Source organism: Pseudorhodobacter antarcticus (assembly GCF_900110135.1).
In the GTDB taxonomy this organism is placed as follows: domain Bacteria; phylum Pseudomonadota; class Alphaproteobacteria; order Rhodobacterales; family Rhodobacteraceae; genus Pseudorhodobacter; species Pseudorhodobacter antarcticus.
This window is the reverse complement of the sequence record NZ_FOCO01000007.1, coordinates 65,201-92,141: the sequence shown is the minus strand read 5'-3', so window position 1 is coordinate 92,141 and position 26,941 is coordinate 65,201. Positions and strand designations below refer to the sequence as shown.

23 protein-coding genes are annotated in these 26,941 nt (G+C 58.5%); 9 read left to right on the top strand and 14 right to left on the bottom strand.

Features of this window, described 5'->3' with window-relative positions:
* Window positions 1-11 precede the first annotated feature (11 nt).
* The 5 genes from BMY36_RS05190 to rocF all read right to left on the bottom strand — a co-directional run bounded on the left by BMY36_RS05190 (window position 12) and on the right by rocF (window position 5,559).
* Window positions 12-362 carry a DUF6614 family protein gene (locus BMY36_RS05190; protein ID WP_050519080.1) on the bottom strand — a complete coding sequence of 117 codons (351 nt, stop codon included), beginning with the start codon at window positions 360-362 and terminating at the stop codon, window positions 12-14.
* A gap of 42 nt (window positions 363-404) precedes the next feature.
* Window positions 405-719: a hypothetical protein gene (locus BMY36_RS05185; RefSeq protein WP_050519079.1), complete on the bottom strand. Its 315-nt coding sequence runs from the start codon at window positions 717-719 to the stop codon at window positions 405-407.
* Complete coding sequence (gene gyrA / locus BMY36_RS05180) at window positions 716-3,445, bottom strand: DNA gyrase subunit A (RefSeq protein ID WP_175469253.1); 2,730 nt, start codon at window positions 3,443-3,445, stop codon at window positions 716-718. Before gyrA ends, BMY36_RS05185 begins: the two co-directional genes overlap by 4 nt.
* A 128-nt stretch (window positions 3,446-3,573) precedes the next feature.
* Entirely contained in the window at window positions 3,574-4,617 is a 1,044-nt protein-coding gene (locus tag BMY36_RS05175; RefSeq protein WP_050519126.1) for an ornithine cyclodeaminase, read from the bottom strand.
* A gap of 15 nt (window positions 4,618-4,632) precedes the next feature.
* Entirely contained in the window at window positions 4,633-5,559 is a 927-nt protein-coding gene (rocF, locus tag BMY36_RS05170) for an arginase (RefSeq protein WP_082224795.1), read from the bottom strand.
* A gap of 113 nt (window positions 5,560-5,672) precedes the next feature.
* Here rocF and BMY36_RS05165 point away from each other — a divergent pair, with 113 nt between their 5' ends.
* From BMY36_RS05165 to BMY36_RS05150, 4 genes are all read left to right on the top strand, one after another.
* Window positions 5,673-6,113, top strand: coding sequence for an Lrp/AsnC family transcriptional regulator (locus BMY36_RS05165; RefSeq protein WP_050519076.1), 441 nt, complete (start codon window positions 5,673-5,675; stop codon window positions 6,111-6,113).
* Window positions 6,114-6,235: 122 nt separating this feature from the next.
* Complete coding sequence (locus BMY36_RS05160) at window positions 6,236-8,212, top strand: heme lyase CcmF/NrfE family subunit (RefSeq protein WP_050519075.1); 1,977 nt, start codon at window positions 6,236-6,238, stop codon at window positions 8,210-8,212.
* Complete coding sequence (locus BMY36_RS05155) at window positions 8,212-8,679, top strand: cytochrome c-type biogenesis protein (protein ID WP_050519125.1); 468 nt, start codon at window positions 8,212-8,214, stop codon at window positions 8,677-8,679. The genes BMY36_RS05160 and BMY36_RS05155 overlap by 1 nt, the downstream gene beginning before the upstream one ends.
* Before the next feature lie 70 nt (window positions 8,680-8,749).
* A complete protein-coding gene (locus tag BMY36_RS05150; protein WP_050519074.1) occupies window positions 8,750-9,526 on the top strand; it encodes an enoyl-CoA hydratase-related protein in 777 nt (258 codons plus the stop codon).
* 54 nt (window positions 9,527-9,580) lie between these two features.
* Here the strand turns inward: BMY36_RS05150 and ilvN are convergent, their stop codons facing one another.
* The 4 genes from ilvN to BMY36_RS05130 all read right to left on the bottom strand — a co-directional run bounded on the left by ilvN (window position 9,581) and on the right by BMY36_RS05130 (window position 14,346).
* Entirely contained in the window at window positions 9,581-10,141 is a 561-nt protein-coding gene (gene ilvN, locus BMY36_RS05145; protein ID WP_050519073.1) for an acetolactate synthase small subunit, read from the bottom strand.
* A gap of 89 nt (window positions 10,142-10,230) precedes the next feature.
* Window positions 10,231-11,982 (bottom strand): acetolactate synthase 3 large subunit, encoded by a 1,752-nt coding sequence (locus BMY36_RS05140; protein ID WP_050519072.1) that lies wholly within the window; start codon window positions 11,980-11,982, stop codon window positions 10,231-10,233.
* 376 nt (window positions 11,983-12,358) lie between these two features.
* A complete protein-coding gene (locus tag BMY36_RS05135; RefSeq protein WP_050519071.1) occupies window positions 12,359-13,012 on the bottom strand; it encodes a response regulator transcription factor in 654 nt (217 codons plus the stop codon).
* Window positions 13,009-14,346: a cache domain-containing protein gene (locus BMY36_RS05130; protein ID WP_082224794.1), complete on the bottom strand. Its 1,338-nt coding sequence runs from the start codon at window positions 14,344-14,346 to the stop codon at window positions 13,009-13,011. Before BMY36_RS05130 ends, BMY36_RS05135 begins: the two co-directional genes overlap by 4 nt.
* Before the next feature lie 341 nt (window positions 14,347-14,687).
* Between BMY36_RS05130 and BMY36_RS05125 the strand changes: the two genes are divergently transcribed.
* The 3 genes from BMY36_RS05125 to BMY36_RS05115 all read left to right on the top strand — a co-directional run bounded on the left by BMY36_RS05125 (window position 14,688) and on the right by BMY36_RS05115 (window position 19,187).
* Window positions 14,688-15,776, top strand: coding sequence for a TRAP transporter substrate-binding protein (locus BMY36_RS05125; protein ID WP_050519070.1), 1,089 nt, complete (start codon window positions 14,688-14,690; stop codon window positions 15,774-15,776).
* Between the two features lie 94 nt (window positions 15,777-15,870).
* Window positions 15,871-16,818 carry a TRAP transporter small permease subunit gene (locus tag BMY36_RS05120; RefSeq protein ID WP_050519069.1) on the top strand — a complete coding sequence of 316 codons (948 nt, stop codon included), beginning with the start codon at window positions 15,871-15,873 and terminating at the stop codon, window positions 16,816-16,818.
* Between the two features lie 14 nt (window positions 16,819-16,832).
* On the top strand, window positions 16,833-19,187 hold the full coding sequence (locus BMY36_RS05115; protein ID WP_050519068.1) for a TRAP transporter large permease: 2,355 nt from the start codon (window positions 16,833-16,835) through the stop codon (window positions 19,185-19,187).
* A gap of 81 nt (window positions 19,188-19,268) precedes the next feature.
* Here BMY36_RS05115 and BMY36_RS05110 read toward each other — a convergent pair whose 3' ends face one another.
* From BMY36_RS05110 to BMY36_RS05095, 4 genes are all read right to left on the bottom strand, one after another.
* Window positions 19,269-20,861: an FMN-binding glutamate synthase family protein gene (locus BMY36_RS05110; RefSeq protein ID WP_050519123.1), complete on the bottom strand. Its 1,593-nt coding sequence runs from the start codon at window positions 20,859-20,861 to the stop codon at window positions 19,269-19,271.
* 123 nt (window positions 20,862-20,984) lie between these two features.
* Window positions 20,985-21,851 (bottom strand): arginyltransferase, encoded by an 867-nt coding sequence (locus BMY36_RS05105; RefSeq protein ID WP_050519067.1) that lies wholly within the window; start codon window positions 21,849-21,851, stop codon window positions 20,985-20,987.
* Window positions 21,852-22,007: 156 nt separating this feature from the next.
* Entirely contained in the window at window positions 22,008-22,454 is a 447-nt protein-coding gene (locus BMY36_RS05100; protein ID WP_050519066.1) for an RDD family protein, read from the bottom strand.
* A 68-nt stretch (window positions 22,455-22,522) separates the two neighbouring features.
* Window positions 22,523-22,978, bottom strand: a complete 456-nt coding sequence (locus BMY36_RS05095; protein WP_082224793.1) for a DUF2852 domain-containing protein — start codon at window positions 22,976-22,978, stop codon at window positions 22,523-22,525.
* Between the two features lie 239 nt (window positions 22,979-23,217).
* Between BMY36_RS05095 and BMY36_RS05090 the strand changes: the two genes are divergently transcribed.
* Window positions 23,218-26,019 (top strand): bifunctional [glutamate--ammonia ligase]-adenylyl-L-tyrosine phosphorylase/[glutamate--ammonia-ligase] adenylyltransferase, encoded by a 2,802-nt coding sequence (locus tag BMY36_RS05090; protein ID WP_050519065.1) that lies wholly within the window; start codon window positions 23,218-23,220, stop codon window positions 26,017-26,019.
* Window positions 26,019-26,303: a hypothetical protein gene (locus tag BMY36_RS05085; RefSeq protein ID WP_050519064.1), complete on the top strand. Its 285-nt coding sequence runs from the start codon at window positions 26,019-26,021 to the stop codon at window positions 26,301-26,303. Before BMY36_RS05090 ends, BMY36_RS05085 begins: the two co-directional genes overlap by 1 nt.
* Here BMY36_RS05085 and eda read toward each other — a convergent pair.
* Window positions 26,300-26,938: a bifunctional 4-hydroxy-2-oxoglutarate aldolase/2-dehydro-3-deoxy-phosphogluconate aldolase gene (eda, locus tag BMY36_RS05080; protein WP_050519063.1), complete on the bottom strand. Its 639-nt coding sequence runs from the start codon at window positions 26,936-26,938 to the stop codon at window positions 26,300-26,302. The genes BMY36_RS05085 and eda overlap by 4 nt on opposite strands.
* Between the last annotated feature and the right edge of the window lie 3 nt (window positions 26,939-26,941).

The following is a 26,941-nucleotide window of genomic DNA, read 5'->3' as shown; positions in this document are numbered from 1 at the left end:
CGCCTTATCGCCTAGATCAATGCAATCCGTTCTTGTTGTTGCTGATCGGGGTAGGGGCGGTACAACCCTACCTCAGACCGGGCGATCATTTGATGCATCTGTTCGTATCGCCGCGCCATTTCGGCGTCTTGTTTGCTCAACGTATCAAAGAAGGTATCAAGCTGCCCCAGGCTTTCCAGCTCCACCTCCAACAGAAAATCCGTCAGACTGCCAGAGGCAAGGCCCAGTTTGCGCCGCATTAAACGCCACCGCACAATCAAGCCCTTTTCTTGCAGCCCATTCATCCACACCTCCACCACCGCTGCAAAGGCCAGCGCGCGTGCGCCGTCTTTCAACTCAATCATACAGTGATACAGGTTCATTATGGCCCCCAGTTTGCTTTGGGGCAGGTTAGCAGGCAGGGGTTACGAAGCCGTGAACAGCTTTTCGCGCTGCGCCGCGACAAAGGCCGCTGGTTCGGGCCCAAAATCCACCCCCAAATGGCGCGCCGTTTCGAAAAACCCTTTTGCAGGCAAATCGCTGCCCCGCGCATAGCAAAGGGCGGCTCGTAACGGCCGCCCTTGTGCTGTATCTTGCGCCATCGTTGCCTCCAGCGCAGCGGTCAGTCTCGCAATGCTGGCAGGGCCAACAATCTCCAGCTGCCGGGCCAGCGCGCCATAGGAAATAATCTCCCTCCGTCGCGCCAATTCCTCTAATGCCCGCGCCAAAGCGTCGATCATTCGGCGCTGGTTGTGTCAACGCTGTCCAAAACCTCTGCCTCGACCACGTCATCGGCTTGTTCGGCCACGCGTGCAACCGAAACGACCACTTCCGCGGCCCCTGTGTTGAACACTTTGACCCCACCCGCCGCCCGCGAACGGAACGAAATCTGATCCACCGGCACCCGAATCGACTGCCCGGTAGAGGTGGCAAGCATCACCTGATCGGTCCGATCCACAGGGAAGCATGCGACTAGCGCGCCATTGCGGCCCGCCATCGCCTTTACCCCTTGGCCCCCACGTCCGCGCACTGGATAATCATGACTGGACGACAGTTTGCCCGACCCACCTTGCGTAATGGTTAAAATCAGATCTTCATATGCCTGCATTTCGGCGAACCGTTCCGGTGGCAATTCGCCCACAACCGCGACGTCCTCCTCCTCGGCGTCCACGTCATCCATCACGCCCTCTTGCTGGCGGCGCATCTTCAAATAGGCGGCACGTTCGTCTGGCGTGGCGTCAAAATGCCGGATCACGGACATGGACACCACGCTGTCGCCTTCTGCCAGCCTAATGCCGCGCACCCCCGTCGACCCGCGGCTTTTGAAAACCCGCACCTCGGTCGTTGGAAAGCGGATGGCCCTCCCGCCCGAAGTCACCAGCATAATATCGTCATTTTCATCGCAAATACGGGCGTTTACCAGCGATACCCCTTCAGGCAAACGCATCGCGATTTTGCCATTGCGCATCACATTGGTGAAATCCGAAAGTGCGTTTTGCCGCACATCGCCATCTGACGTGGCAAAGAAAATCTGCAAATCATCCCATTCGGTGTCCGGCACATCCACCGGCAAAATCGCCGCGATCGAAACGCCCGCCACGATTGGCAGAATGTTGACCATCGCCTTGCCGCGCGCATTGCGCCCCGACAGCGGCAAACGCCAGCATTTCAGCTTGTAAACCATGCCATCGGTTGTGAAAAACAGCAGTTGCGTATGCGTGTTGGCCACAAATAGCGTCGTCACCACGTCATCTTCTTTGGTCGACATCGACGACAACCCCTTGCCACCGCGGCGTTGCGCCCGGAATTCATGCAAAGGTGTGCGCTTGATGTACCCGCCCGAGGTGATGGTCACGACCATATCCTCACGCTCGATCAGGTCCTCATCCTCCATATCGCCGGACCAATCCGAGATTTCGGTCCGGCGCGGCACGGCGAACAGCTCGCGCACTTCGGTCAATTCGGCGGCGATAATGGCCATGATACGCTCACGGCTGCCCAGAATTTCAAGGTAGTCTTTGATCTTGCCCGCCAGTTCCGCCAACTCATCCGTGATTTCGCCGACGCCAAAGGCGGTCAAACGCTGCAACCGCAGGTCCAAAATCGCGCGGGCCTGAATTTCCGACAGATTATAGGTGCCGTCGTCGTTCACTTTGTGGCTCGGGTCGTCAATTAATTGAATAAAGGGGATAATTTCTCCCGCAGGCCAGCGCCGCGTCATCAACCGCTCGCGCGCCTCACCCGCATCGGCGGATGATCTAATGGTTGCGACCACCTCATCCACATTCGACACGGCCACGGCCAAACCACACAAAATGTGACTGCGTTCCCGCGCTTTGCGCAATTCAAACGCGGTGCGCCGGGCCACCACCTCCTCGCGGAAGGTGATGAAGTTGGTCAGAAAATCGCGCAGCGTCAACTGTTCGGGCCGCCCGCCATTCAGCGCCAACATATTGCAGCCAAAATGGATTTGCATGGGCGAGAACCGGAACAGCTGGTTCAGCACCACATCCGCCGTCGCATCGCGCTTCAATTCGATCACCACGCGCACGCCGGTCCGGTCCGATTCGTCTTGCACATGCGCAATGCCCTCAACCCGCTTTTCGCGGACCAATTCGGCGATCTTCTCGATCATCGACGATTTGTTTACCTGATACGGGATTTCATCAATGATAATCGCCCAGCGGTCTTTGCGAATCTCCTCCACCCGGGTTTTTGCACGAATAACAACCGACCCACGCCCTTCTAGATAGGCTTTTCGCGCGCCGGACCGGCCCAATATCACACCGCCCGTTGGAAAATCTGGGGCAGGGATAATCTCCATCAACCCTTCGGTCGACAGGTCCGGGTCGGCGATCAGCGCCAGCGTGCCGTCAATCACCTCGCCCAAATTATGCGGCGGAATGTTGGTCGCCATGCCCACCGCAATGCCGCCCGCGCCATTGACCAGCATGTTGGGATAGCGGGCTGGCAATACCGTTGGTTCACGGTCCTTACCGTCATAATTGTCTTGAAAATCAACAGTGTCCTTGTCGATATCCGCCAGCAAAAAGTTCGCAGTTTTCGCCATGCGCACTTCGGTATAGCGAAACGCCGCCGCCCGATCGCCGTCCATCGAGCCGAAATTGCCCTGACCGTCCAGCAGCACCAAGGACATCGAAAAATCCTGCGCCATCCGCACCAGCGCATCGTAAATCGCGCTGTCGCCATGCGGGTGGTATTTGCCCATCGTATCCGCCACCGGGCGCGACGATTTGCGATACGGCTTGTCAATCGTGTTGCCGACCTCATTCATTGCATACAAAATGCGGCGGTGAACCGGTTTCAACCCATCGCGCAGGTCCGGAATCGCGCGGCTGACAATCACGCTCATCGCGTAATCCAGATAGGCCGTTTTCATCTCATCAATGATGCTGACCTGCGGGCCGGCATGGGCCATACGTTCCAGCCCTTCGCGCTCTGGCATTTCATCAGGGATATCAGTGTCTTCCGGACGGTCTGTCACGTCTGCCGCTCTTTCTGTTTCTGCCCCGTACCTTGGGGCTATATCTAGTTGCCCTGACTATAGACCATCCCCCACATGCGGTGCAACGCCTATGCCGATCGAAGCAGCATCCCGAACAAATCCCTTGGGTCATCTGGGTCCGCGATCATGTCCAACTGCTCACAAAACCCGGTTTGTGCCACCTTGCCGTGGACATAGCGCAGGGCTGCAAAATCCTCGATCGCAAAGCCGACAGAATCGAACAAAGTCACCTCCGCCGCCGCAGTGCGCCCTGCCGCCACCCCTGTAATCACTTGCCACAACTCCGTCACCGGATGGTCGGGGTCCAACGCTTGTATTTCTCCCTCCACCCGCGTTTGGGGCGGATATTCGACAAAGATCGACGACCGCAGCAAAATGTCACGGTGCAACTCCGTCTTGCCGGGGCAGTCGCCGCCAACCCCGTTGATATGCACGCCCGTGCCAACCATGTTATCGCTTAATATCGTCGCATATTGCTTGTCCGCCGTGACCGTTGTGATGATCTGCGCCCCTTCAATTGCCGCCTCTGCTGTTGCGCACGCGATCAGCCTAATCCCCGAACCCTTAAGATTTTCCAAACATTTGGCGGTGGCAGCGGGGTCAATGTCATAAAACCGCACCTCCTCAATCCCGCAGATCGCTTTGAACGCCAGCGCTTGAAACTCCGCCTGCGCGCCATTGCCGATCAGCGCCATCACGCGGGCATTTTTCGGGGCCAACCACTTTGCCGCCATCGCCGATGTCGCCGCCGTGCGCAACGCTGTCAGCAATGTCATTTCTGACACCAAGATTGGATAACCCGTCTGCACATCGGCCAAAAGTCCAAAGGCTGTAACGGTTTGCAGTCCGTTCTTCATGTTGCCCGGATGCCCGTTTACATATTTGAACCCATAGGTTTCCCCGTCTGATGTGGGCATCAGTTCGATCACACCCACGTCGGAATGACTGGCCACGCGCGGGGTTTTGTCAAACTCCCCCCAACGGCGAAAATCATCCTCAATTTCGGCGCATAAATCGGTCAAAACGCGCTCCAATCCAACATAAAGAACTAGCTTCATCATATTGGCAACGCTAACAAAAGGCACATATGCCTGTTTTGAAGGGGCGGTCATCATAGTCTCCAAAAATCAACCAAAGCTGCGGGTCGGGCGGTCAAACACTTTGCGCCCCATAAGCGATGCCACAAGGTCCACCATCAGCCGCGCTGTGCGGCCACGTTCATCCAAAAAGGGGTTCAGTTCTACCAAATCCAGCGATGTCACCAACCCAGATTCGTGCAGCAATTCCATGACCAGATGCGCCTCGCGAATGGTGGTGCCGCCTGGAACGGTTGTGCCCACCGCAGGCGCCACTGACGGGTCCAAAAAGTCCACGTCCAGCGACACATGCAACATGCCGCCCGCCGCCACGACCTTGTCCAGAAAATCGCGCAGGGGTTTGACGATGCCATATTCGTCCAAAACCCGCATATCGTTGATTTCCAGATCATGGATCAACAGGGCTGCATGTTCCGCCGGATCAACCGACCTAATCCCAAACAGGCAGATGTTTTCGGGCGGCACCGGGGCAGGGAAGGCGCCAAACGCATCAAACCCGTCGCGCCCGATGATATAGGCAACAGGGGTGCCGTGCAGGTTGCCACTTGTGGTGGTCAGCGGCGTGTGAAAATCGGAATGGGCATCCAGCCACAGCAAAAACAACGGCTTGCCCTTATCCGCCGCATGTTTGGCCGCCCCCGCAACCGACCCTAGTGCCAGCGAATGATCGCCGCCCATGATGATCGGAAACCCGGTTTCCAGCGCCGCATCCGTGGCCTCGCGCAGTGCATTCGCCATGCCCACCACCTCTGGCAGCGAATGAACGGCCGGGTTGGCGCAGGTGGCGTCCAGTGCCAGCGTCACCTCAACATCGCCGCGATCTTGCACGCCATGCCCCAAATCGCACAGCGTTTGCGCCAGCCCCGCCACCCGGTAGGCGGCTGGCCCCATCAGGCAACCGGGGCGGCGCTGCCCCGCATCAATGGGCGCACCGATCAGAATACAGGTTTTGGCCATCGGACCCTCCATTACTGCGTCCCTCTTTTTGCTTGATGAAAACGGCAGATTGAAGCTAATATTTTGCCAATATGACCAATGATTAGACCAAATAGCAAAGCAAAGGTGCCAAATTGGACGATACCGATCACGCCATAATCGCAGAATTGCGCCGTGATGGCCGCGCCAGCCTGTCCGAACTCGCGGGTCGTTTGAACATCGCCCGCGCCACCATCCGCGCGCGGATGGAACGACTGCAGGCGTCCGGCGACATTGCGGGCTATACGGTCGTCACGCGCGGCGATGTGTCGGCCACGCCCGTGCGCGCGCTGATGATGATCGCGATTGAAGGGCGCGGGGCGGAACGCACGATGGCGCGCTTGTCGGGCCTGCCCGCGGTGCAAGCGGTCCATTCCACCAATGGTCGGTGGGATTTGATCGCGGAAATTGGCACCGCTTCGCTTTTAGACTTGGATGAGGTGATGTTTCGCGTGCGCGAGATTGATGGCGTGGTCACCTCGGAAACCAATCTGCTCCTCTCCACCCGCCGCGCAGGCCCGCGCCGCAACACTTAACGCCCCGCAACACCGAACCCGGTGCAGCACGTCACCCGCACCTGCGACGGCTTAACGCATCCCCATTGGCCCCGGGCGCAATTCAGGTTAGGTTTATAACAACCAGAACAGGAAACGCCCCGATGATCATCGAACTCGGCCATTTTGCCCTTATCCTCGCGCTGTTTGTTGCCATCATCCAAACGGTCGTGCCGTTGGTTGGGGCGCACAAACGTTGGGCCGGCTGGATGGCGGTGGGTGAGGCGGCGGCAAGCGCACAATTTGTGCTGGTTGCCTTCAGCTTTGCCGCCCTCACCTATGCTTTTGTTGTGTCAGATTTTTCTGTCAGCTTGGTCGTCGCAAACTCCCACACGCTTAAACCCATGCTGTACAAAGTGTCCGGCGTTTGGGGCAACCACGAAGGGTCGCTTTTGCTGTGGTCCTTGATGCTTGCGCTGTTTGGCGGCTCGGTCGCGTGGTTCGGCTCCAACCTGCCGCCGACGTTGCGCGCCCGCGTGCTCTCGGTCCAAGGCAGCATTGGTGTGGCGTTTTTTCTCTTCATGCTGCTCACCTCCAACCCTTTTTTACGCCTTGAGGTGCCACCTTTCGACGGTCGCGACCTTAATCCGCTGCTCCAAGACCCCGGTTTGGCCTTCCACCCGCCCTTCCTCTACCTCGGTTATGTAGGCCTCTCCGTCGCCTTTTCATTCGCTGTTGCCGCCCTGATCGAAGGGCGCGTCGACGCCGCTTGGGGCCGCTGGGTGCGCCCTTGGGCGCTTGCTGCTTGGGTGTTTTTGACCATCGGCATCGCGCTCGGTTCATGGTGGGCCTATTACGAGCTTGGTTGGGGCGGGTTTTGGTTCTGGGATCCGGTCGAAAACGCAAGCTTTATGCCGTGGCTGATCGGTGCAGCCCTTTTGCACTCGGCCATCGTGGTGGAAAAGCGCGAGTCGCTGAAAGCATGGACCATCCTTCTTGCCATCCTCGCGTTCGGCTTTTCGCTGATCGGCACGTTCATTGTGCGCTCTGGCGTCATCACCTCGGTCCACGCTTTTGCCAATGATCCAGAACGCGGCGTGTTCATCCTGATGATCCTTGGCTTTTTCATGGGCGGCGCGCTCCTCCTTTTCGCCTTCCGCGCCAGCGCGATGGAGGCAAAAGGCCTCTTCGCTCCCGTCAGCCGCGAATCCGCGATTGTCGCCAATAACCTACTGCTCTCCGTGTCTTGCTTTGTCGTGTTCGTTGGCACCATTTGGCCCCTCGTCGCTGAACTGCTTTGGGACCGTAAACTCAGCGTGGGCGAGCCGTTTTTTAATGCGGCCTTCACCCCTTTTATGGTGGTCCTCGCCCTATTGCTGCCCATCGGCGCAATCATGCCGTGGAAACGCGCGGTTGTCGGGCGGTCGTTCAAAGTGATGATCCCAGCCTTGGTGCTGGCGGTATCCTTGGGCCTTCTTGGCTATGCGATGCAAACCGGACGCACGGCCCTTGGCCCCATTGGCCTTGGCCTTGGCGCTTGGGTTCTCTTTGGTGCGCTGACCGAACTTTGGCAACGTGCCGGGCGTGGGCCTGTGCTGGGCCGCCTTGCGCGTCTCACCCGGCTGCCGCGCGCCGATTGGGGCAAGGCGACGGCGCATGGTGGCTTTGGCGTCACCGTCTTTGCTGTGGCCGCCATGATGGCGTGGCAGGTCGAAGATATTCGCACCATGAATATCGGTGAAAGCTATGATCTGGAAGGGTATTCCGTCAAGCTTGCCTCCGTCGACGAAACCACTGGCCCCAATTACTTCACCACAATGGCTCGGTTTGAAGTGACCAAAAACGGCCGCGATATCGCAACGGTTTTCCCAGAAAAACGCGTGTACCCCGTGGCCGCCATGCCCACGACCGAGGCGGGCATTGATTACGGCTTCACCCGCGACCTCTATTTCGTCATCGGTGATTTGCAGCAAAACGGCTCTTGGGCGGTGCGCAGCTATTTCAAACCTTTTGCAAATTGGATTTGGGGCGGGGCCATGCTGATGGCGCTTGGCGGTTTCATCAGCTTGGCAGATCGTCGTTACCGCGTCGCCGCAGGCAGCCGCGCCCCCAAAACACCAGCAGCGGTGCCAGCCGAATGATGCGTGCCACTGTCCTCGCTTTGGCCCTTGCCACCGGGGCGCTGATGCCCGCCCCGGTCATGGCCGTGCAACCCAACGAGGTGCTGTCAGACCCCGCATTGGAATCTCGCGCGCGCGCCTTGTCCAAGGATTTGCGCTGCCTTGTGTGCCGCAACGAAAATATCGACGACAGCAACGCTGATCTGGCCCGCGATCTGCGTTTGCTGGTGCGCGAACGCCTTGTTGCGGGCGACAGCGACAGCGCCGCAATGGATTATATCGTGGCCCGTTATGGCGAATATGTGCTGCTAAACCCCACCTCCACCGGGGCAAACCTTTTGTTGTGGTACGCTGGTCCCTTGATGCTGCTAGTCGGTGGTGGCATCGCTTTCACCTATGTCCGTCGGCGCCGCACGCTTACGGAAACCGCGCCCGCAACCCTGTCCACCGATGAAGAAAAGCGGCTGGCAGAAATTATGCGCGAGTGACGTATCGTTCCCCTCGCCAAGGCGGGGCAGGTTTGGCTATGTTCCGGCCAAACCCAAAAGGACGTCAGCCATGATTTACGACACGATCACTTACACCGAAACAGGCGGCCTTGGCATCATAACGCTGAACCGTCCTGCGGTGATGAATGCGCTGTCCACCCAAATGCGGGCGGAGCTGTTGTTCGCGGTCAAGGCGGCAGGCAAATCTGCCCGTGCTTTGGTCATCACTGGGGCAGGGCGCGCCTTTTGCTCTGGCCAAGACCTTGGGGACGCGGCCAAAATCGCCAACATCGACCTCGAACGCACTTTGCGTGACGAATACGAACCTTTGCTCCGCGCCATTTATGATTGCCCGATACCCACAATTTCGGCGGTAAATGGCCCCGCCGCAGGGGCCGGGGCCAATCTTGCGCTTGCCGCCGATGTGGTGATCGCGGCGCAATCGGCCAGCTTTATCCAAGTGTTCACCCGCATCGGCCTTATCCCCGATGCTGGCGGCACCTACTGGCTGCCGCGTCAAATCGGGGCTGCCCGCGCGATGGGGGCTGCCCTGTTTGCCGATAAAATCAGTGCCGATCAGGCCGCAAATTGGGGCATGATCTACGAATCCTTGCCCGATGCCGATTTTGACACCCACTGGCGCGCGCGTGCCACGCAATTGGCCACGGGTCCGACCGCCGCCTATCACAGCGTCAAAACGGCCATCCGCGCCAGCTTTGAAAACACCCTCGATCAACAACTGACGCTGGAGGCGCAGCTGCAAGGCAAATGCGGCCAAACCCATGATTTCAAAGAGGGCGTGATCGCCTTCCTCGAAAAACGTCCCGCGAAATTCGAAGGCCGCTAAACAAAACGGGGGGTGCCACCACAGCGCCCCCCTTAAATCCGCAATACCTGAAAGTTACGCCCCGCGCGACAATGCGGCAACCCCGGTACGCGCAATCTCACGCAGGCCCAAAGGCCGCATCAAATCGGCAAAAGCATCAATTTTCTCCGGCGTGCCCGTCATTTCAAACACAAAGCTTTCCAACGTGCTGTCCACCACATTGGCCCGGAAAATCTCGGCCAACCGCAACGCTTCAATCCGCGCATCACCCTTACCCGCCACCTTGAACAGCGCCAATTCGCGCTGCACAGATGGCCCGTCCACGGTCAAATCATGCACCTCATGCACCGGCACAATCCGCCCCAGCTGCGCTTTAATTTGCACAATCACCTGCGGCGTGCCACGCGTCACAATGGTAATGCGCGACCGGTGCCCCTCATGGTCCACCTCTGCCACGGTCAGGCTGTCGATGTTATACCCGCGCCCCGAAAATAGCCCAATAACCCGCGCCAAAACGCCGCTTTCATTGTCCACCAACACCGCCAATGTGTGCTGTTCAATCACATCTCCATTGGGGTCACGCAAATCATAGGCCGAATGGCTGGTAGACCCTTGTTTGATATTGAGCGGCGACATCAGCCTGCTCCCTTCTTTTTTCTGTTTAAAAATATCCCACGGGAGTCCGGGGGTTTGAAACCCCCGGCGTTGATCACAAAAACCGCGCTTTAAACCAAAACCGCGCCCTTTTCCCCAATAACCCCCTGCGTGTCTGCATCACCCAACAACATCTCATTATGCGGCTTGCCAGATGGAATCATCGGGAAACAGTTTTCATGCTTTTCCACCAAACAATCAAAAATCACCGGCCCGTCATAGCGCAGCATCTCCATAATCGCATCGTCCAAATCCTTCGGGTCCGACACCCGGATGCCCTTGCACCCAAACGCCTCGGCAAGTTTCACAAAATCCGGCAAGCTTTCGGACCAACTTTGGGAATAGCGCTCGCCATGCAGCAACTCTTGCCATTGGCGCACCATGCCCAACCGTTCGTTGTTCAGGATGAACTGCTTGGCAGGCGCGCGAAATTGAATGGCCGTGCCCATTTCTTGCATGTTCATCAACCATGACGCCTCGCCCGCCACGTTGATCACCAACGCATCAGGATGCGCAATCTGCACCCCAATCGACGCGGGCAAGCCGTATCCCATCGTGCCCAATCCGCCGCTGGTCATCCAACGGTTCGGCCCTTCAAACCCAAGGTATTGCGCGGCCCACATCTGGTGCTGGCCTACTTCGGTGGTGATGTAACGGTCCATCCCCTTGGTCAACGCCTCCAGCCGTTGCAACGCATATTGCGGCTTGATGATCGTGTCCGACCCTTTGTAATCAAGACAATTGATCGACCGCCATTCCGCAATCTGCTTCCACCACTTGGCAAGTGCTGGCTTGTTCACCTTGCGCCCGCGCGCTTTCCACAGGCGCAGCGCATCTTCTAACACATGGCCCACATCGCCCAAAATCGGCACTTCCACACGGATCACCTTATTCAAGGATGACGCGTCAATATCCACATGCACTTTGCGGCTGTTTGGCGAAAAATCTGCAATCCGCCCGGTAATCCGGTCATCAAACCGCGCACCGATGTTCAACATCAAATCGCAGCCATGCATCGACAGATTGGCCTCATAGGTGCCGTGCATGCCCAACATGCCCAACCACTTGTCGCCCGATGCCGGATAACACCCCAAACCCATCAGGGTCGATGTGATGGGAAACCCTGTCGCTTCCACAAATTCGCGCAGCAATTGGCTGGCAGCGGGACCAGAGTTGATGACACCCCCGCCGGTGTAGAACAACGGCCGCTCTGCGGTTTCCATCATTTCCACCATGCGGGTGATCGCCTCAATGTCGCCTTTCAGACGTGGCTGGTAATGCGACACCTTTGCCTTTTGCGGCGGCATGTATTCGCCGGTGGCAAACTGCACATCCTTGGGAATATCAATCAACACTGGGCCGGGGCGGCCGTTGGTGGCCACATGAAACGCCTGATGCAAAGTTTCGGCCAGCTTATCGGTGTCTTTCACCAACCAATTGTGCTTGGTGCAAGGCCGGGTGATGCCCACCGTATCCGCCTCTTGGAACCCATCGGTGCCAATCATAAACGTCGGCACTTGGCCCGTCAAAACCACCAAGGGGATGCTGTCCATCAGCGCATCGGTCAAACCTGTCACCGCATTGGTCGCACCGGGGCCCGATGTCACCAAAACCACGCCGGGCTTTCCGGTGGACCGCGCATAGCCTTCGGCCATGTGAACAGCACCTTGTTCATGGCGAACCAGAATGTGGCGAATGTCGTTTTGCCGGAAAATCGCATCATAAATCGGCAGCACGGCCCCACCGGGATAGCCAAAGATCACTTCAACCCCTTGATCCTTCAAGGCCTGAACCACCATTTCCGCGCCAGTCATCTGTGCCATCGTATCTATCCTTTTTTGCCGCCCTTGCGGGCCGCCTTAACGCAACAAAAAGCCCCCGAGGGTCAATCGGGGGCGCATGGGGTGAAAGGGGAAAACCTACCCGCCCATACGCCTTTTCAAAATGCCGACGACAAGATCATCCATCTGTCAAACCCTTTGCCAACCCATTCAAACTTGAGCGACCTTATGGCGGGCCAAAAGGCGCGTCAACACCCAAAGGGCGGAATAAAGTGTCGCAGGCGTGAATAAAACGTATCGAAAGTTTCAATATGACGGGTTATGACGTAAGAAGCGGAATTTGACCCGGTGCAATGCCCAGCTGTTGCGCTTGGGTGCCGATGGGGTTTAGGTATTTAAGCCAAGATGAATGGCAAGATCAGTTTCCTGTGCCCTGCAAAACCCCATGTTCCATCGCATAGCGCGTCAGCCCGGCGGTGGAGGCGATGCCCAGCTTTCGTTTGATGTTTTTGCGGTGCGTTTCTACCGTGCGCACCGAAATGTCCAAGCTGGCGGCGACATTCTTGTTCGATTTGCCCTGCGCCAGTTCCAGCAAAATCGTCTGTTCGCGGTTGGTCAACGCTTCGCGCGCGCCGTCATGTGTGGGTTTGATCGCACTCGCCGCCCCGGCGCAAAGGTAGCGTTGACCCGCCATTACAGTGTCAATCGCCAGCTTCACCTCCTCGGTCGGGACATCCTTTAGCAAATACCCCATCGCGCCGTGGCTAAGGGCTGTGGTGATATATTCGGGACTGTCATGCATCGACAGGATCAAAATTCGTGTGTCGGGACGTTTTTCCAAAATAATCTCACACGCCGTCAACCCATTGACCTGCGGCATGTTCAAATCCAGCAGCATCACATCAGGGTCAAGTGCTGCGATCTGGTCAATCGCCGCGCGGCCGTTACACAACGTGCCAATCACCGCGATATCGTCATAGGTTTCCAAAATCGCGCTGATGCCTTGGGCGACCATGGGGTGGTCATCGACGATTAACACTCGAATGGGCAAAACGGGATTGGGCTGGGTCATGGGGTGGCCTTTGTCTGGGGGGGCGGTGGTCCGGCGGGGGGCAGCATATGGGTTAGCGGCACCTGCGCCTCAATCACTACACCCGGTTTGTTGGGTAAAATGCGCAAAGTACCGTCCAAACGTTCCATCCGTTCGGCCATATTGCGCAGGCCAAGGCCGGGGGTGTCGCTGCGTTGCGCAGGCATCCCGCGCCCATTGTCGGCAATGCGCACCAAAGCGCCGGATTTGGTGCCACGCACCAGCATTGTCACCTCAGTCGCGCCGGAATGGCGTTCGATATTCGTAAACGCCTCTTGGGCAATACGGTACAATGCGATTTTACTGTTTTGATCCAATCGGTTGCGAAATGGGTTGGTTTCATAGGTCACTTTTATGCCCGTACGCTTGCCAAACTCCTCGGCCAGCGATTGCAGGGCAGGGCCAAGGCCAAGGTCATCCAGCACGCCGGGGCGCAGATCGCGGCTGATGCGGCGCACCTCTTGGATGGCGCCGTTCAGATGGTCGATGCCGGAATTCAGGCTTTCGCCCGCGCGGTCGTCGCCCGTGGCTTGCCGCCGCCGCGCCAGTTCCAAGATATAGCGCACGCCGACCAAAATCTGGCTGATGCTGTCGTGCAATTCACGCGCCACGCGCCCGCGCTCTTCCTCTTGGGTTTCGAACACGCGCTGGGTCAACGCTTTCAGCTTATCCTCGGCCAGCCTGCGTTCGCGCAGGTTCAGCATCAACCCCGACAAAAACACAGCCAGCACCGATGCCAGCGTGATCGCCGCGATATAGCGAAACGTGCGCTGCACCCGCGCCTCTGTCTCTGCCCGCGCCGCCGCGACAGAGGCCAGAACATCATCAATGAAAATCCCAGAACCGATCGCCCACCGCCAATCTTGCAACCCGATCACATATGATACCATCGCAGCAGGCTGCCCCGAACTCGGTTTGGGCCAAGTATAGCTGTGATACCCCGATCCTTGCCGCGCGAGCCGGATGACCTCATCTACCACAGGCACACCGTTTTCATCATGCAGCCCCGCCCAATTGCGTTCAATCAGCCAAGTCTGGCGCGGGCTAACCAGATTTTTCCCATCGTAATCATAGGCAAAGAAAAACCCCTCAGACCCGTAAGTCATGGCGGCAAGAATTTGCATCACAGCACGCTTGGCCGCTTCATCATCGGGCAGGGCGTTGCCATAAATCGGGCCAAACGCCGTGCGTGCAATCGACAGGTAATTGCGCAGCTCCGCCTTTTTCGCGGCGATCAATTGCGCCTCCAACCCTGCAATCTCGCGGTCAGCCATCTGGCGCGACTCGCGCAGCACCAAAAATCCCACCGTGATCATTGCCACCACAAGCGGCACCGTGGCCAAAAGAAAAATCTTTTGACCATAGGTCAGCTTGCCTGCAAAAAACTGGGCGATGCGCTGGCGCACATATTCCTTTCCAAAATCAAGGCCCGCACAGAATCGTAAGGCAAGGGCGTTGCGTCAAGCCATAGGCATAACGAGCGCCCCTTGCACCCATGACAGCGCTAACAGCCCCAATTGGTTAAAGTGACTGCCAATATAACCCGCGATCTACGCAGTATTAGGTATTTCATGCGCAGATTTCCGCCGCTAAGGTTTTTCACGTTCAAATCCGCCCCGCCGCAAAGGCAGGGTCATTCTCTCTGGGAGGAGACTTTATGGATCGTCGTTCATTCTTGACCAAAGCCACCATCGGTGGTGCCACCGCCGCCGCCGCAAGCACGCTGGCAGCCCCAATGTATGCCCAAGGCAACCGCACCCTGACCATGGTGACCACATGGGGCCGTGGCCTTGCTGGCGTGCACGATTCGGCGCAGCGCGATGCCGATATGATCACCGCAATGACCGATGGCCAGTTGACTGTCGACCTTAAGGCCGCGGGCGAACTCGTCGGCGCGTTTGAGGTGTTTGACGCTGTAACCTCCGGTCAGGCCGATATGTATCACGGCGCCGATTACTACTTTGTGGGTCAACACCCTGCCTATGCCTTCTTTACCTGCGTGCCGATGGGCATGACCGCGCAAGAATTGGTAAACTGGTACTATCAGGGCGGCGGCCATGAATTCCACGACGAATTGGGCAAAACCTTTGGCCTCAAGTCGTTCCTTGGTGGCAACACGGGCGCGCAAGCCGGCGGTTGGTTCCGCAAAGAAATCACTTCGGCAGATGACTTTAACGGTTTGAAATTCCGTATGCCCGGCCTTGGTGGTCTTGCGTTGGGCAAGCTGGGCGCATCCGTGCAAAACCTGCCCGGCGGCGAAGTGTACCAAGCGCTGGCATCTGGTGCTATTGATGGCACCGAATGGATTGGTCCTTGGGCCGATGAAAAGGCCGGTTTCCAAGAAATCACCAAATTCTATTACACCGCAGGCTTCCATGAGCCGGGCGCAGGTCTGTCGCTTGCAATGAACCGCGACGTGTTCGAAAGCTTGACCCCATCCCAGCAAAAAATCGTCGAAGTTGCGGCAGGCGAAGGCCATCAGTGGAGCCTGTCTCAGTTCCTCGCCAACAACGGTTCGGCATTGACCCGTTTGCAGGCGGCTGGCGTGAAAACGCTGGAATTTCCGGACAGCGTTTGGGATGCATTTGCCAAGGCAAGCCAGGAAGTGCATGACGAAAACATGGGCGACGAGCTGTATAAGCGCGTCTATGACAGCTACATGCCGTCGATGAAATCTTCGGCCGCGTGGATCGACAAATCTGACGGAGCCTATACCCGTCAGCGGACCCGCACACAAACCATGTAAGCCATATCGGCCACGACACTTACCCCCCGGCCACGCGCTGGGGGAAAACTCTTGCGCATAAAAATCAGCAAGACACCTCAGGGGGAGGGTAGAAATGCTCAGCAGCATTTCCTTATTTTTCACGAACATCGGCCTGTCGGTCCTTCACTTCTTCCATGCGATCACGCATCCGGGGGAATGGTTGTCATGGTTGGGTGAATTGGGTGGCCTCGCCACACCCGAAGCGAAACAAGCGCTTGGCCGTTTCGTGTATTACGGTGGCAGCTCTGAATTCTTCTTTGTTGTGTTCACGATATTCCTTTGTCTCACGGGCCTTGGCATTTGGCGCAAATCCATCATGTGGGGCGTGGTGCGCGGGCTGGAATGGTTCGCCAACACGCTGGGCCGTGCGGTCGCATGGTTTGGCCTGCTTATGGTGTTGCAGCAAATCATCATCGTGTTTTTGCAGCGTATTTTCCGCGTGGCCGCCATTGAAATCGGCCCGTTTTCGCCCTTTGGCTATCCGCTTTGGCCCGGCTATAGCTTCGTTTCCCACGATCTCAGCTGGTGGTCAGAGGAGCTGAAGCTTTATAACTCCCTCATCGTTTGCCTTTGCGTCACCTACACATTTGTCCAAGGTGGCCATGTCCGCGTCGACCTTATCTATGCCCGCATCAGCTACCGCGCGCGGCGCGTGGTCGATATGATGGGCGCATTGTTTTTCATGATGTCCACCGCCATCCTCACTTGGATGTTCGCGTGGTATTTCATGTGGCGCAGCTTGATCACGCCCAAAGTGTCCGCCTCTGACAGCTTGGAACAAATCCTGCGCAAATCGAATGTGATGAAATGGAACGTAGAAACCATTGGCTTTTCGCCCAACGGGTTTGACGCCTACTATCTGTTCAAACTCCTGATGCTGTCGTTTTGCGCCTTGGTGTTTCTCCACGCTATCGCCTTTTTCTATCGCTCCATGCTCGAATGGCGCGAGGGTGAGGCGGAGGCGAATAAGTACCTCGATCTGGATTCTGCGGTGGATACCTCTGCCAACAACGCTCATTAAAGGACAAAACCCCCATGTTATTTGGACTGGACGGGATTGAGGTTGGCCTCATCATTGTATTCTTGTGCCTGTTTTCGGGCATTATTTCCGGCTTTCCGGTGGCGTTTTCCATCGGTGGGGCAGGGATTATCGCCTTTGGCATCATCGCATCATTGGACACGGCGGGGCTGCTGATCCACCAAGCCGTCGATACCAGATCGGACGCTTACCGCGCCTTGCAGGCCGTAGGCATCAGCCAGATCGACATCACCCATTTCCGATATCCCGAACTGCCCTTGATAGCGCAACCGCTGTTCCCCCAAGGCTGGGAAGTGGCGATGGACCGCAACCTGTCGTTCATCGTCAACCGGATGAACGAACGCGTTATCGCTGGCGCGTCGATTGAAACGCTGCTGGCGGTTTTGATGTTCGTCATGATGGGCATCACGCTGGAACGCTCCAAAATCGCCAATGATCTGCTGACAACAATGGCCCGCGTTTTTGGCCCGCTGCCGGGTGGTCTGGCCGTGGCCGTGGTTGTGGTCGGCGCGTTTTTGGCCGCCTCCACCGGGATTGTGGGCGCGACTGTGGTCACGATGGGCCTGCTGTCCTTGCCCACCATGCTGCGCGCGGGCTACTCGCCGCAGCTTGCCACCGGGGTTATCGCCGCCTCTGGCACGCTGGGCCAAATCATCCCCCCGTCCATCGTGATCGTGCTTTTGGGCACGATGGCGGGCGATCTTTACGCCGCAGGTCAGGAAATTCGGGCGCAAACCGCAGGCTGTTCTGATGCGCTGACCTATCTTGGCACCGCCGCCGTTGTCTCGGTCGGGACGCTGTTTCAAGCCGCCATTCTGCCGGGCGTTATGCTGGCTGTGCTCTACGCCGCCTATGCTTTTGGCTTTGCGATGCTGAACCCGTCCAAGGCGCCCGCCGTTCGCTTCGACGCCGCCGCCCGTGGCGAGGTGATCACTCGTTCGGACGCAACAACGTGGTTCCTTGGCGTCCCCGTGGCGCTGATTGGGGGTCTGTTTTTGGCGATGCAGGTCAACCTGATCGGCAACCAAGACCTGACCGTGGACAGCTTTTCGGATGCGGGTCAAACCGCAGATCTGCGCACACGCGTGTCCGATCAGTGCAAAGCCTCGATGATCGAACTGCACGGCCAAGCCCGCTGGGACGCCGCTGTGCAGCAACAAGCCGACATTGATGCCTCGGGCGGCGTGGCCAAATCCATCGCGCTGACAGATGCGGAACTTGACATCGCACGAGCTGAAAAACTTGACAGCCGCGCGCCCGTTGGCACCGGAATTGGCGTGATTTTCTTGCTGCTTGCGCTGATTTTGACCACCGCACGCGGGGTGGCCCCCTCCGCCGATCATCGTCCTTTGTGGATCGGTCTGGGCGGGGTGGCCCTTGGGCTGCTTGTCGATACGCTTCTCATCTCCCCGCTCGCCACCCCCGGCACGACGGTTGTGCTGCTGGCGCTTCCCTTGGCGCTGGCCTTTTACGGGGCGTATTTCGCCACGGGCATGCTGGCCCGCAATGAACTCATTCGCGTGGTTTTCCCGCCGCTGATCTTGATCATCGCAGTCCTCGGCTCCATCCTTGGCGGTATCACCAACCCAACGCCTGCAGCCGGACTGGGGGCAGGGGGCGCAATCTTGCTCGCCGCTTACCGCAAGCTGGGCGATCTGAACAAAGCGGGCACCATCATCTTGATGACCGCGTTTTCAATCGTCGTCATGATCCTTGTCGGCGTCAATTTTGATCTGCGCGTCGGCGTCGGCGTCACCACAACCGAACAATGGATCGCGTGGGGCGTTGCCCAAGCCACCTATTCCTTTGCGATGTTTGGCCTGCTTTATGCCTGCTGGGTTTTGTGGCGCAACCGGGTGTTGACCCCGATTGTCCGCGAAACCGCCAAAGTCACCTCGATGGTGTTTGCCATCCTGATTGGCAGCCAGATCCTGAACCTCGTCCTCATCTCCTTTGGCGGCGAACACTACATCCAAAGTTTCCTGCGCAGCTTTGACAATGAACTTACCGTTTTCCTGATCGTGATGCTGGTGCTGTTCATCCTTGGCTTTGTGTTGGATTTCTTGGAAATCATCTACATCGTGGTGCCCATCGTGGGGCCTGTCATCTATGGTGGCACGTTCGATCCGTCTTGGGTTACCATCATGATCACGGTCAACTTGCAAACCTCCTTCCTCACGCCGCCTTTTGGCTTTGCGCTGTTCTATCTGCGCGGCGTCGCCCCGAAAGAGGTGACAACAGGCCATATCTACCGCGGTGTGATCCCCTTTGTGTTGATCCAAGTGGGTGCGCTTTTGCTCCTCTATATGTTCCCTTGGATCGTCACCATTGTGCCTAACTTGCTCAGCTAAGCGGCACATATCACCAAAAAGGCCGCCCCTAACTTGGGCGGCCTTTTTTATGCTCTGCAATCAGCGCTTTGGCAAACCACCCTAAATCGCAATGGCAAAACTGTCTGCGCGCACATGGTCCCAATATTTGGCAAAGGCCGGGTGGCTAACATCTGCGCCCAGCAATTCCCCTTGTTCCAGCCAATGATATTGGCTGGCCGCAGATCGCACCTCGCGGCTGTTCACCCGAATCATCAAGTGATGCGCGGTCAAATCGCGTGGATGTTGCAACCCGCTGGCCTCAATCGCCTCTTTCAGCGTGTGCATTGTGTTGGCGTGAAACTTGGCAACCCGTTGATATTTATCATCCACCACCAGCGCGCGGTACCGCCCGGGGTCTTGGGTTGTCACCCCCGTCGGGCATTTGCCGGAATGGCAGGCCTGCGCTTGAATACAGCCAATGGCAAACATGAACCCGCGCGCCATGTTGCACGCATCCGCCCCCAACGCGAACATGCGGCAAATATCAAAGGCCGAAATCAGCTTGCCCGACACGATAATCCGGGTCCGGTCGCGTATGCCAAGGCCCTGCAGCGTGTTATGCACCAGCATCAACCCCTCGCGCAGCGGTGCGCCGTAATGGTCGGCAAATTCCGCAGGGGCAGCGCCCGTGCCGCCTTCAGCCCCGTCCACGGTGATGAAATCCGGCGATTGCCCCGTTTGCGCAAAGGCCTTTGCCAGCGCAAACCATTCCCACGGGTGCCCCACACACAGCTTTATCCCCACGGGCTTGCCGCCCGACAATTCGCGCAGCTGCTGCAAAAACGCGCACAGCTCCAACGGGGTGGAAAACGCCGAATGGGACGATGGGCTGATGCAATCTTCGCCCACCTCAACCCCGCGCGCTTCCGCAATCGCCTCTGTCACTTTGGCGCCCGGCAATATCCCGCCATGCCCCGGTTTTGCCCCTTGGCTCAACTTCACCTCAATCATTTTGACTTGGTCAGACGCGGCATTGGCGGTAAATTTTTCCTCAGAAAAGCTGCCATCGGGGGTGCGACAGCCAAAATATCCAGACGCGACTTGCCAAACCAAATCGCCGCCCCCCGCCCGGTGAAAGGGTGAAATCGACCCTTCGCCCGTGGTGTGGGCAAACCCACCCGCGGCAGCGCCCTTGTTCAATGCCTCAATCGCGGTGGGTGACAGCGCGCCATAAGACATGCCAGAAATGTTCAACACCGATGCGCTGTAGGGCTGCGTACAATGCGCCCCCCCAATTTTCACCCTGAAATCATGGCTCGCCAAATGCGAAGGCTGCATCGAATGGTTGATCCATTCATGCCCCAGCTTTTCCACATCCAATTGCGTGCCAAACGGGCGCAACCCGTCAATCCCTTTGGCCCGGCGATACACCAGCGCGCGCTGTTCGCGCGAAAACGGCGTCGCATCCTGATCACTTTCCACAAAATACTGCCGAATTTCGGGGCGAAATGTTTCCAGCAAAAACCGCAACCGCGCCGAAATTGGATAGTTGCGCAGCACCGAACTGTGCGGTTGCGTCAAATCAAACAGCCCCAACGCCGACAGCGACATCGCGGAGATCAAAATCAACCCGCCCCAAATCGGGTGATAGGCGGACACCAAAAAACCCACGGGCACCGCCAACAGCACCAATGCCAAAGGGGGATATCGCATCGGAAACATAAACGCCTCTTTCTTCGCCAGACTATGCGCATCATGCGCGCGCCCGCTTAAAACGAGGTTAACGCTACCGGCTCCCCGCCCCGCGTGCAAATTTTTCTTGAAAAAGGGATGGTCTTAGCGGTTGCGCGGCAGGTCCGGAAACTCTGACACGCTGTCTTTGCGCACGCGCCCATCGGGCAAACTGATGCGCGCGACTTGCTCGGCAATCGGGTCCACCGACAAAGGGTGCAATTCCGCGCGGTGATCGGCAGGGTCGCCCACAGGCTGCCACGCGCCCGCTTTGTAAATTTCCAACCCCGAAAACCCAGCCTTATAGCCCATTTTCTTACTGCCCGGCACCCAATAGCCCAGATAAACAAAAGGCAAACCAGCAGCGCGCGCAATTTCAACATGGTCCAAAATCAAGAAAGTCCCCAAGGACCGTGGCGCCAAATCGGGGTCATAAAACGAATAGACCATGCTTAACCCGTCATCGAACACATCCGTCAGGCACACCGCCGACAAATCGCCGGGCGCGCGCCCCCCGATTTCGGAATATTCAATCACCCGGCTGCGAATGGGCGTTTCTTCAATCATCGCGGCGAATTCAAAAATGTCCATATCCGCCATCCCACCTTCGGCATGGCGAAAATCCAGATACCGGCGGAACAGCGCGTATTGATCTTCGGTGGCCCAAGGGCTGGTGGCGTTGCGCACCAACCCCGAATTGCGCCGCAACACTTTGGCTTGCGTGCGGGACGGTACAAAATCGGCCACCCGGATCCGCGCCGACAAACAGGCCGAACATTCCGCACAAGACGGGCGGTACAGCACATTCTGCGACCGGCGAAACCCTTGCTTTGACAGCGAATCGTTCAACTTTTGCGCATGCTCGCCTTGCAGGGCCGTAAACAACTTACGCTCCATCCGGCCCTCCAGATAGGGGCAGGGCTGCGGGGCCGTCACATAAAACTGTGGCGCAAGGGGAAGGGTGTGGCGCATGTGTACCGACATATTCAAAAATTATTGACGGCAGGTTAGCAAGACCAACCCGCGCCGCCAAGGCAAGACTTTCGCTTTTATGCCCGCTGAATGCGGTTTTTATGGGGCCTGGGCAGGGCATTGCCACGACCAAACCCATTTCCTCAAAACCGGCGCTTAAAACCGCGCGCTGCGGTTCACCGCCACGCTGCCCAGCACCATATCCGTTAATCCTTGGCCCCGCGCGCCCAGCAGCATCATCGCCACCGACAACAGTTGCGGCAGCACAAATGCCACGCTTAACGAATATCCCAGACTGTGCATCAAGGCCGTGCCCGTATCAAACCTCTTGCCATCCGTGCGGCGAAATTCAATCGCAACCAACCGCATCCCCCATGTCGCGGACCCGCCCGAAATCGTCAGCCAGCGATAGGTCACATTCACCACCAAATACAAAAGCGGCAGGAAAAACAGCGCTGTAAAGGCCGTGAACGGCACAATCAGCACCGTGATTAAAGTGATCAGCACTGTATCCACGACCCAAGCGATGCCGCGTTTCACCGCAACACCATCGTAAAACTCCGCCTGATATTGCGGGTCGGGCAGGGGGCTTGTGTAACTCATCTTATCTGTCCTTTGGCGGATCGTCTGCAAGGGGGCGGGCGGCCCAAACATCGGGCCGCCCCACTTGGTTAATAGGCTGCAATCTCTTTGGCGGCGCCCAGATCTGCCTCCGTGCTGCGGTTCGCTTTCGCACGATCATCCATAAAGCTGTCGAATTCCTGCTTATCTTTCGCATCGCGCAGCCGCTTCAAAAACGCTTCAAACGCTGCCTGCTCCTCTTCCAACCGCTTAATCGTATCGGTGCGGTAGGCGTCAAAGGCGCTGTTGCCGGTGCTGGGCTGCATGCCAAAGCGAAAGCTCGTATACCCAGCGCGATCCCGGCGCGCCGCCCCACAGCCCGAGAATTTTTTGGTCCACAGCATATAGGCCAGAATACCAAGGCCCAGCGGCCCGGCAATCACAAATCCAACCACCATCACCGCAATCCAAGCCAAGCGACCGCGCGCATCCAACCAGCCTTCAACGCGGCGTGGCCAGGTCATAATCCCAGTGGTGGGGTAGCTGTCAGAGGGCGAGGTGTACATAAATATCTCCATGATCGGGTTGATGTTTACTCAGTTTACATAACCAAGATTGCCCTTCGCGCCCTCCAATTCAAGCCCTCATGTTAAAGTTTTTTACATTTTCGCGTAAAAAGGGTGTCTGCCCCCATTAAACCCCTGAAATACATCATTTTTAATTAAACTGACCGCCACCATCCAAACAGCCGCGCCTTCCTACAATCCCCGTTGACCATCCCCCGCGCAGCCGCCATCCTGCGCCTATGTCACACAGCTTTGCCGCCCGCATCACCCGTCACCCTATCCCCTTCGATCCCGCTGCCGGGGCCGATTCGGCAGCGCCCTTTGCGGCCCTTGGCCCGGCCATAACCCAGCTTTTGTCGGGTGCAGCCGGGTGCAGCCCCTTTCTTGCCGATCTGATGGGCCGCGAAGGGGAATGGCTGTGCCACGCGCTCACCTTGCCACCCGAAACGGCCCTGCAAACCGAACTTGCCACCGTTGACGCGCTGACGCTCGACCAACTTGGCCCCGGCCTGCGCTGCGCCAAACGCCGCATCGCTTTGTTGTCCGCCTTGGCCGATCTGGGGGGCGTCTGGCCTTTGGAACAGGTCACAGGTGCTTTGACCGACCTTGCCGACCGCGCCGTGGATATTTCCCTGAACCGCCTTGTTGCCGATGAAATCCGGCGCGGCAAAATCCCCGGCGCCACGCCCGATGATGCCAAAACCGCTGCAGGCATGGTGGTGTTTGCGATGGGCAAAATGGGCGCGCGCGAACTCAACTATTCCTCCGATATCGACTTGATCTGTTTGTTCGACGAATCCCAGCACGCCGACCCAGCCCTCGCGCGGGCCGCCTTCATCCGCGTCACCCGCAAAATGGCCGCCCTTGTGGGCGATCGCACCAGTGAAGGCTATGTGTTTCGCACCGATCTGCGCTTGCGCCCGGATGCCGCCGTGACTCCTGTTTGTTTGTCCTTTGCTGCCGCCGAAAGCTATTATGAAAGCGTCGGCCGCACATGGGAACGCGCCGCGTGGATAAAGGCGCGCCCCTGCGCGGGCGACATCGCGGCGGGCGAAAAATTCCTCAAAACCCTTACGCCCTTCGTGTGGCGCAAACATCTCGACTTTGCCGCGATCCAAGATGCGCATGACATGCGCCTGCGCATCCGCGACCACCGCGGCCTGCACGGCCCCATTGTGGTCGAAGGGCATAATATGAAACTGGGTGTCGGCGGCATCCGTGAAATTGAATTTTTCACCCAAACCCGCCAGTTGATCGCGGGTGGACGCGACCCCGACCTGCGCGGTCGCCAAACTGTGCCCAGCCTGCTGGCCCTCGCGGAAAAAGGCTGGATTCCGCAGGCTCATGCCAGGGACCTTATCACCTTGTACCGCGCCCACCGGGAGGTGGAACACCGCTTGCAAATGGTCCAAGATCAGCAAATCCACGACATGCCCACCACCCCGGAAGGTGTCGCGCGCATCGCCGCCTTTTGCGGTCAAACCGACCCCGATTTTCGCACCCAACTGATCGACCGCCTGCAACGCACCGACCATTTGACCGAAGGGTTCTTTGCCCCCGCCGAGGTGGAAGAAACCCCAGACCTGTCCGACACCGCCCGCGACATCGTGAGCGGCTGGGACGCTTATCCCGCCCTACGCTCTGAACGCGCGGGCACCATCTTTCGCCGCGTCCGCCCTGGCCTTCTCAAACGCTTGCAACGCGCCGCCAACCCGGATGAGGCGCTTATCGCCTTTGACGGCTTTCTTGCGGGCCTGCCCGCAGGCGTGCAAATCTTCTCGTTGTTTGAGGCGAACCCACAGTTGATCGACCTGATCGTTGATATCGCCGCCACGTCCCCCGCGCTCGCCTTGTACCTATCGCGCAACGCGGGCGTACTGGACGGCGTCCTTGGCGGCAGCTTTTTTGCGCCTTGGCCCAGCACCAACGCCCTCAGCGCCATGCTCACAACCGCCCTTTCCAACACCCCCGATTATGAACGCAAACTCGACACCGCGCGCCGCTGGATGAAGGAATGGCACTTTCGCATCGGTGTGCATCACCTGCGCGGCCTCATCGACGCGTTTGAAGCGGGCAAACATTACGCCGATCTGGCCGAGGCGTGCTTGGCCGCCCTCTGGCCCGTGGTCCACGCCGAATTTGCCGCCAAACACGGGCTGCCCCCGGGGCGCGGTGCAATTTTGGTGGGCATGGGCAGCTTGGGCGCGGGCCGCCTCAACGCCACCTCCGACCTTGACCTAATCGTGATCTATGACGCCGCCGAGGCTGAGGCCAGCGATGGCCGCAAACCCCTTGCCATCCGCCCCTATTTCGCCCGCCTGACCCAAGCCATGGTCACCGCCGTCACCGCCCAACTTCCCGAAGGGCGGTTATACGAGGTGGACATGCGCCTGCGCCCTTCGGGCCGCCAAGGCCCCGTGGCCACCTCCCTGCAATCCTTCACCGATTACCAAATGTCCGAGGCGTGGACATGGGAACACCTCGCCCTGACCCGCGCGCGTCCCATGGCAGGTGACCCAGCACTCGCCGCCGAATTTGAAACCCTGCGCCGCGCGGTCCTTACCGCCAAAGGGCCGGGGGACGCGGTGCGCGCCGATGTGGCCGACATGCGCGCGCGCCTTGCCACCGCCAAACCCGCCGCCAATGATTGGGATGCCAAAAACGGCCCCGGCCGCCTGATGGATATCGAACTGCTGGCCGAAACCGGGGCCTTGATCGCCACAGACCCCGCCCGGCGGGTGGAGGCGCAGCTGCGCGCTGGCGTAAAATGCGGATTCTTGTCGCATCAAGAGGAGCAGGCGGTGCTGGATGCCTACAGGCTGTGCTGGCGTCTGCAAGCCGCCTCGCGCTTGCTGACAGACAAACCCTTGGATATGGACGGGCTTGGAATCGGCGCGCGCGCTTTCTTGTTGCGCGAAACCGGCCAAGCCGATGTGGCGGCGCTGTTGCCGCAATTGACCACTTGCCACGCAGCTGCGGCAAAGGCGATCGACCGCGCCCTTGGGCCAACAACACGCCCGGATGCGGCAAAGGATATATGATGGACCACGCAACCGCCGACCCAAAGGGCCTTATCCGCGAAAGCTACCGCATCGACGGCATCACCCCCGGCGAATGTCGCTCCATCTTCATGGATTGGGCGCTCAGCTTGCCGGTGGACACCAACACCACCCCCGCGTTGCAATTCCTCATGGCCGCCTACGCGCCCACAATCCCCAACCACCCGATGACCACGGTGATGACAGACGCGCTGACCGCCCCCGCCAAACCGACCCGCAAAGGCGGTCGCGGTGCGCGGCTTGGCTACATCCCAGATCCGGCTTAACGCAGCTTTGCGGCCTCAGTTGCCAGCGCCGTAATCCCCGCCCAATCGCCACTTGCGACCATGGCCGCAGGCGCGACCCAAGATCCGCCCACGCACATCACATTCGGCAACCCCAAATAATCACGCGCGTTTTTCAAACTTACGCCGCCCGTGGGGCAAAACGTCACTTGCGGAATCGGCGCGCCAATCGCCTTCAGCGCAGGGGCACCGCCAGACGCCTCGGCCGGGAAAAACTTTTGCACCGTATATCCCATTTCCAACAGCAACATCACTTCGGTTGCGGTGGCCGCACCGGGCAACAGCGGCAATTCATGTTCCGCACAAGCGTCCAGCAAGCGCTGTGTCGCCCCCGGTGCCACTCCAAAACTGGCACCCGCCGCCTTGGCCGCCTTCACATCGGCCAGCGTCAACAGCGTGCCAGCCCCCACCACACCGCCTTCAACATCGGCCATGGCGCGGATAACGTCCAGCGCGCAAGGCGTGCGCAGCGTCACCTCCAACGCAGGCAACCCACCCGCCACCAATGCGCGGGCAAGACCCGCCGCATGGGCCACATCATCAACCACCAAAACCGGAATAACCGGGGCCAGTTTGCAAATTTCCAACGCGCGCAGGGATTGTTCAGCAGGGGTCATGAT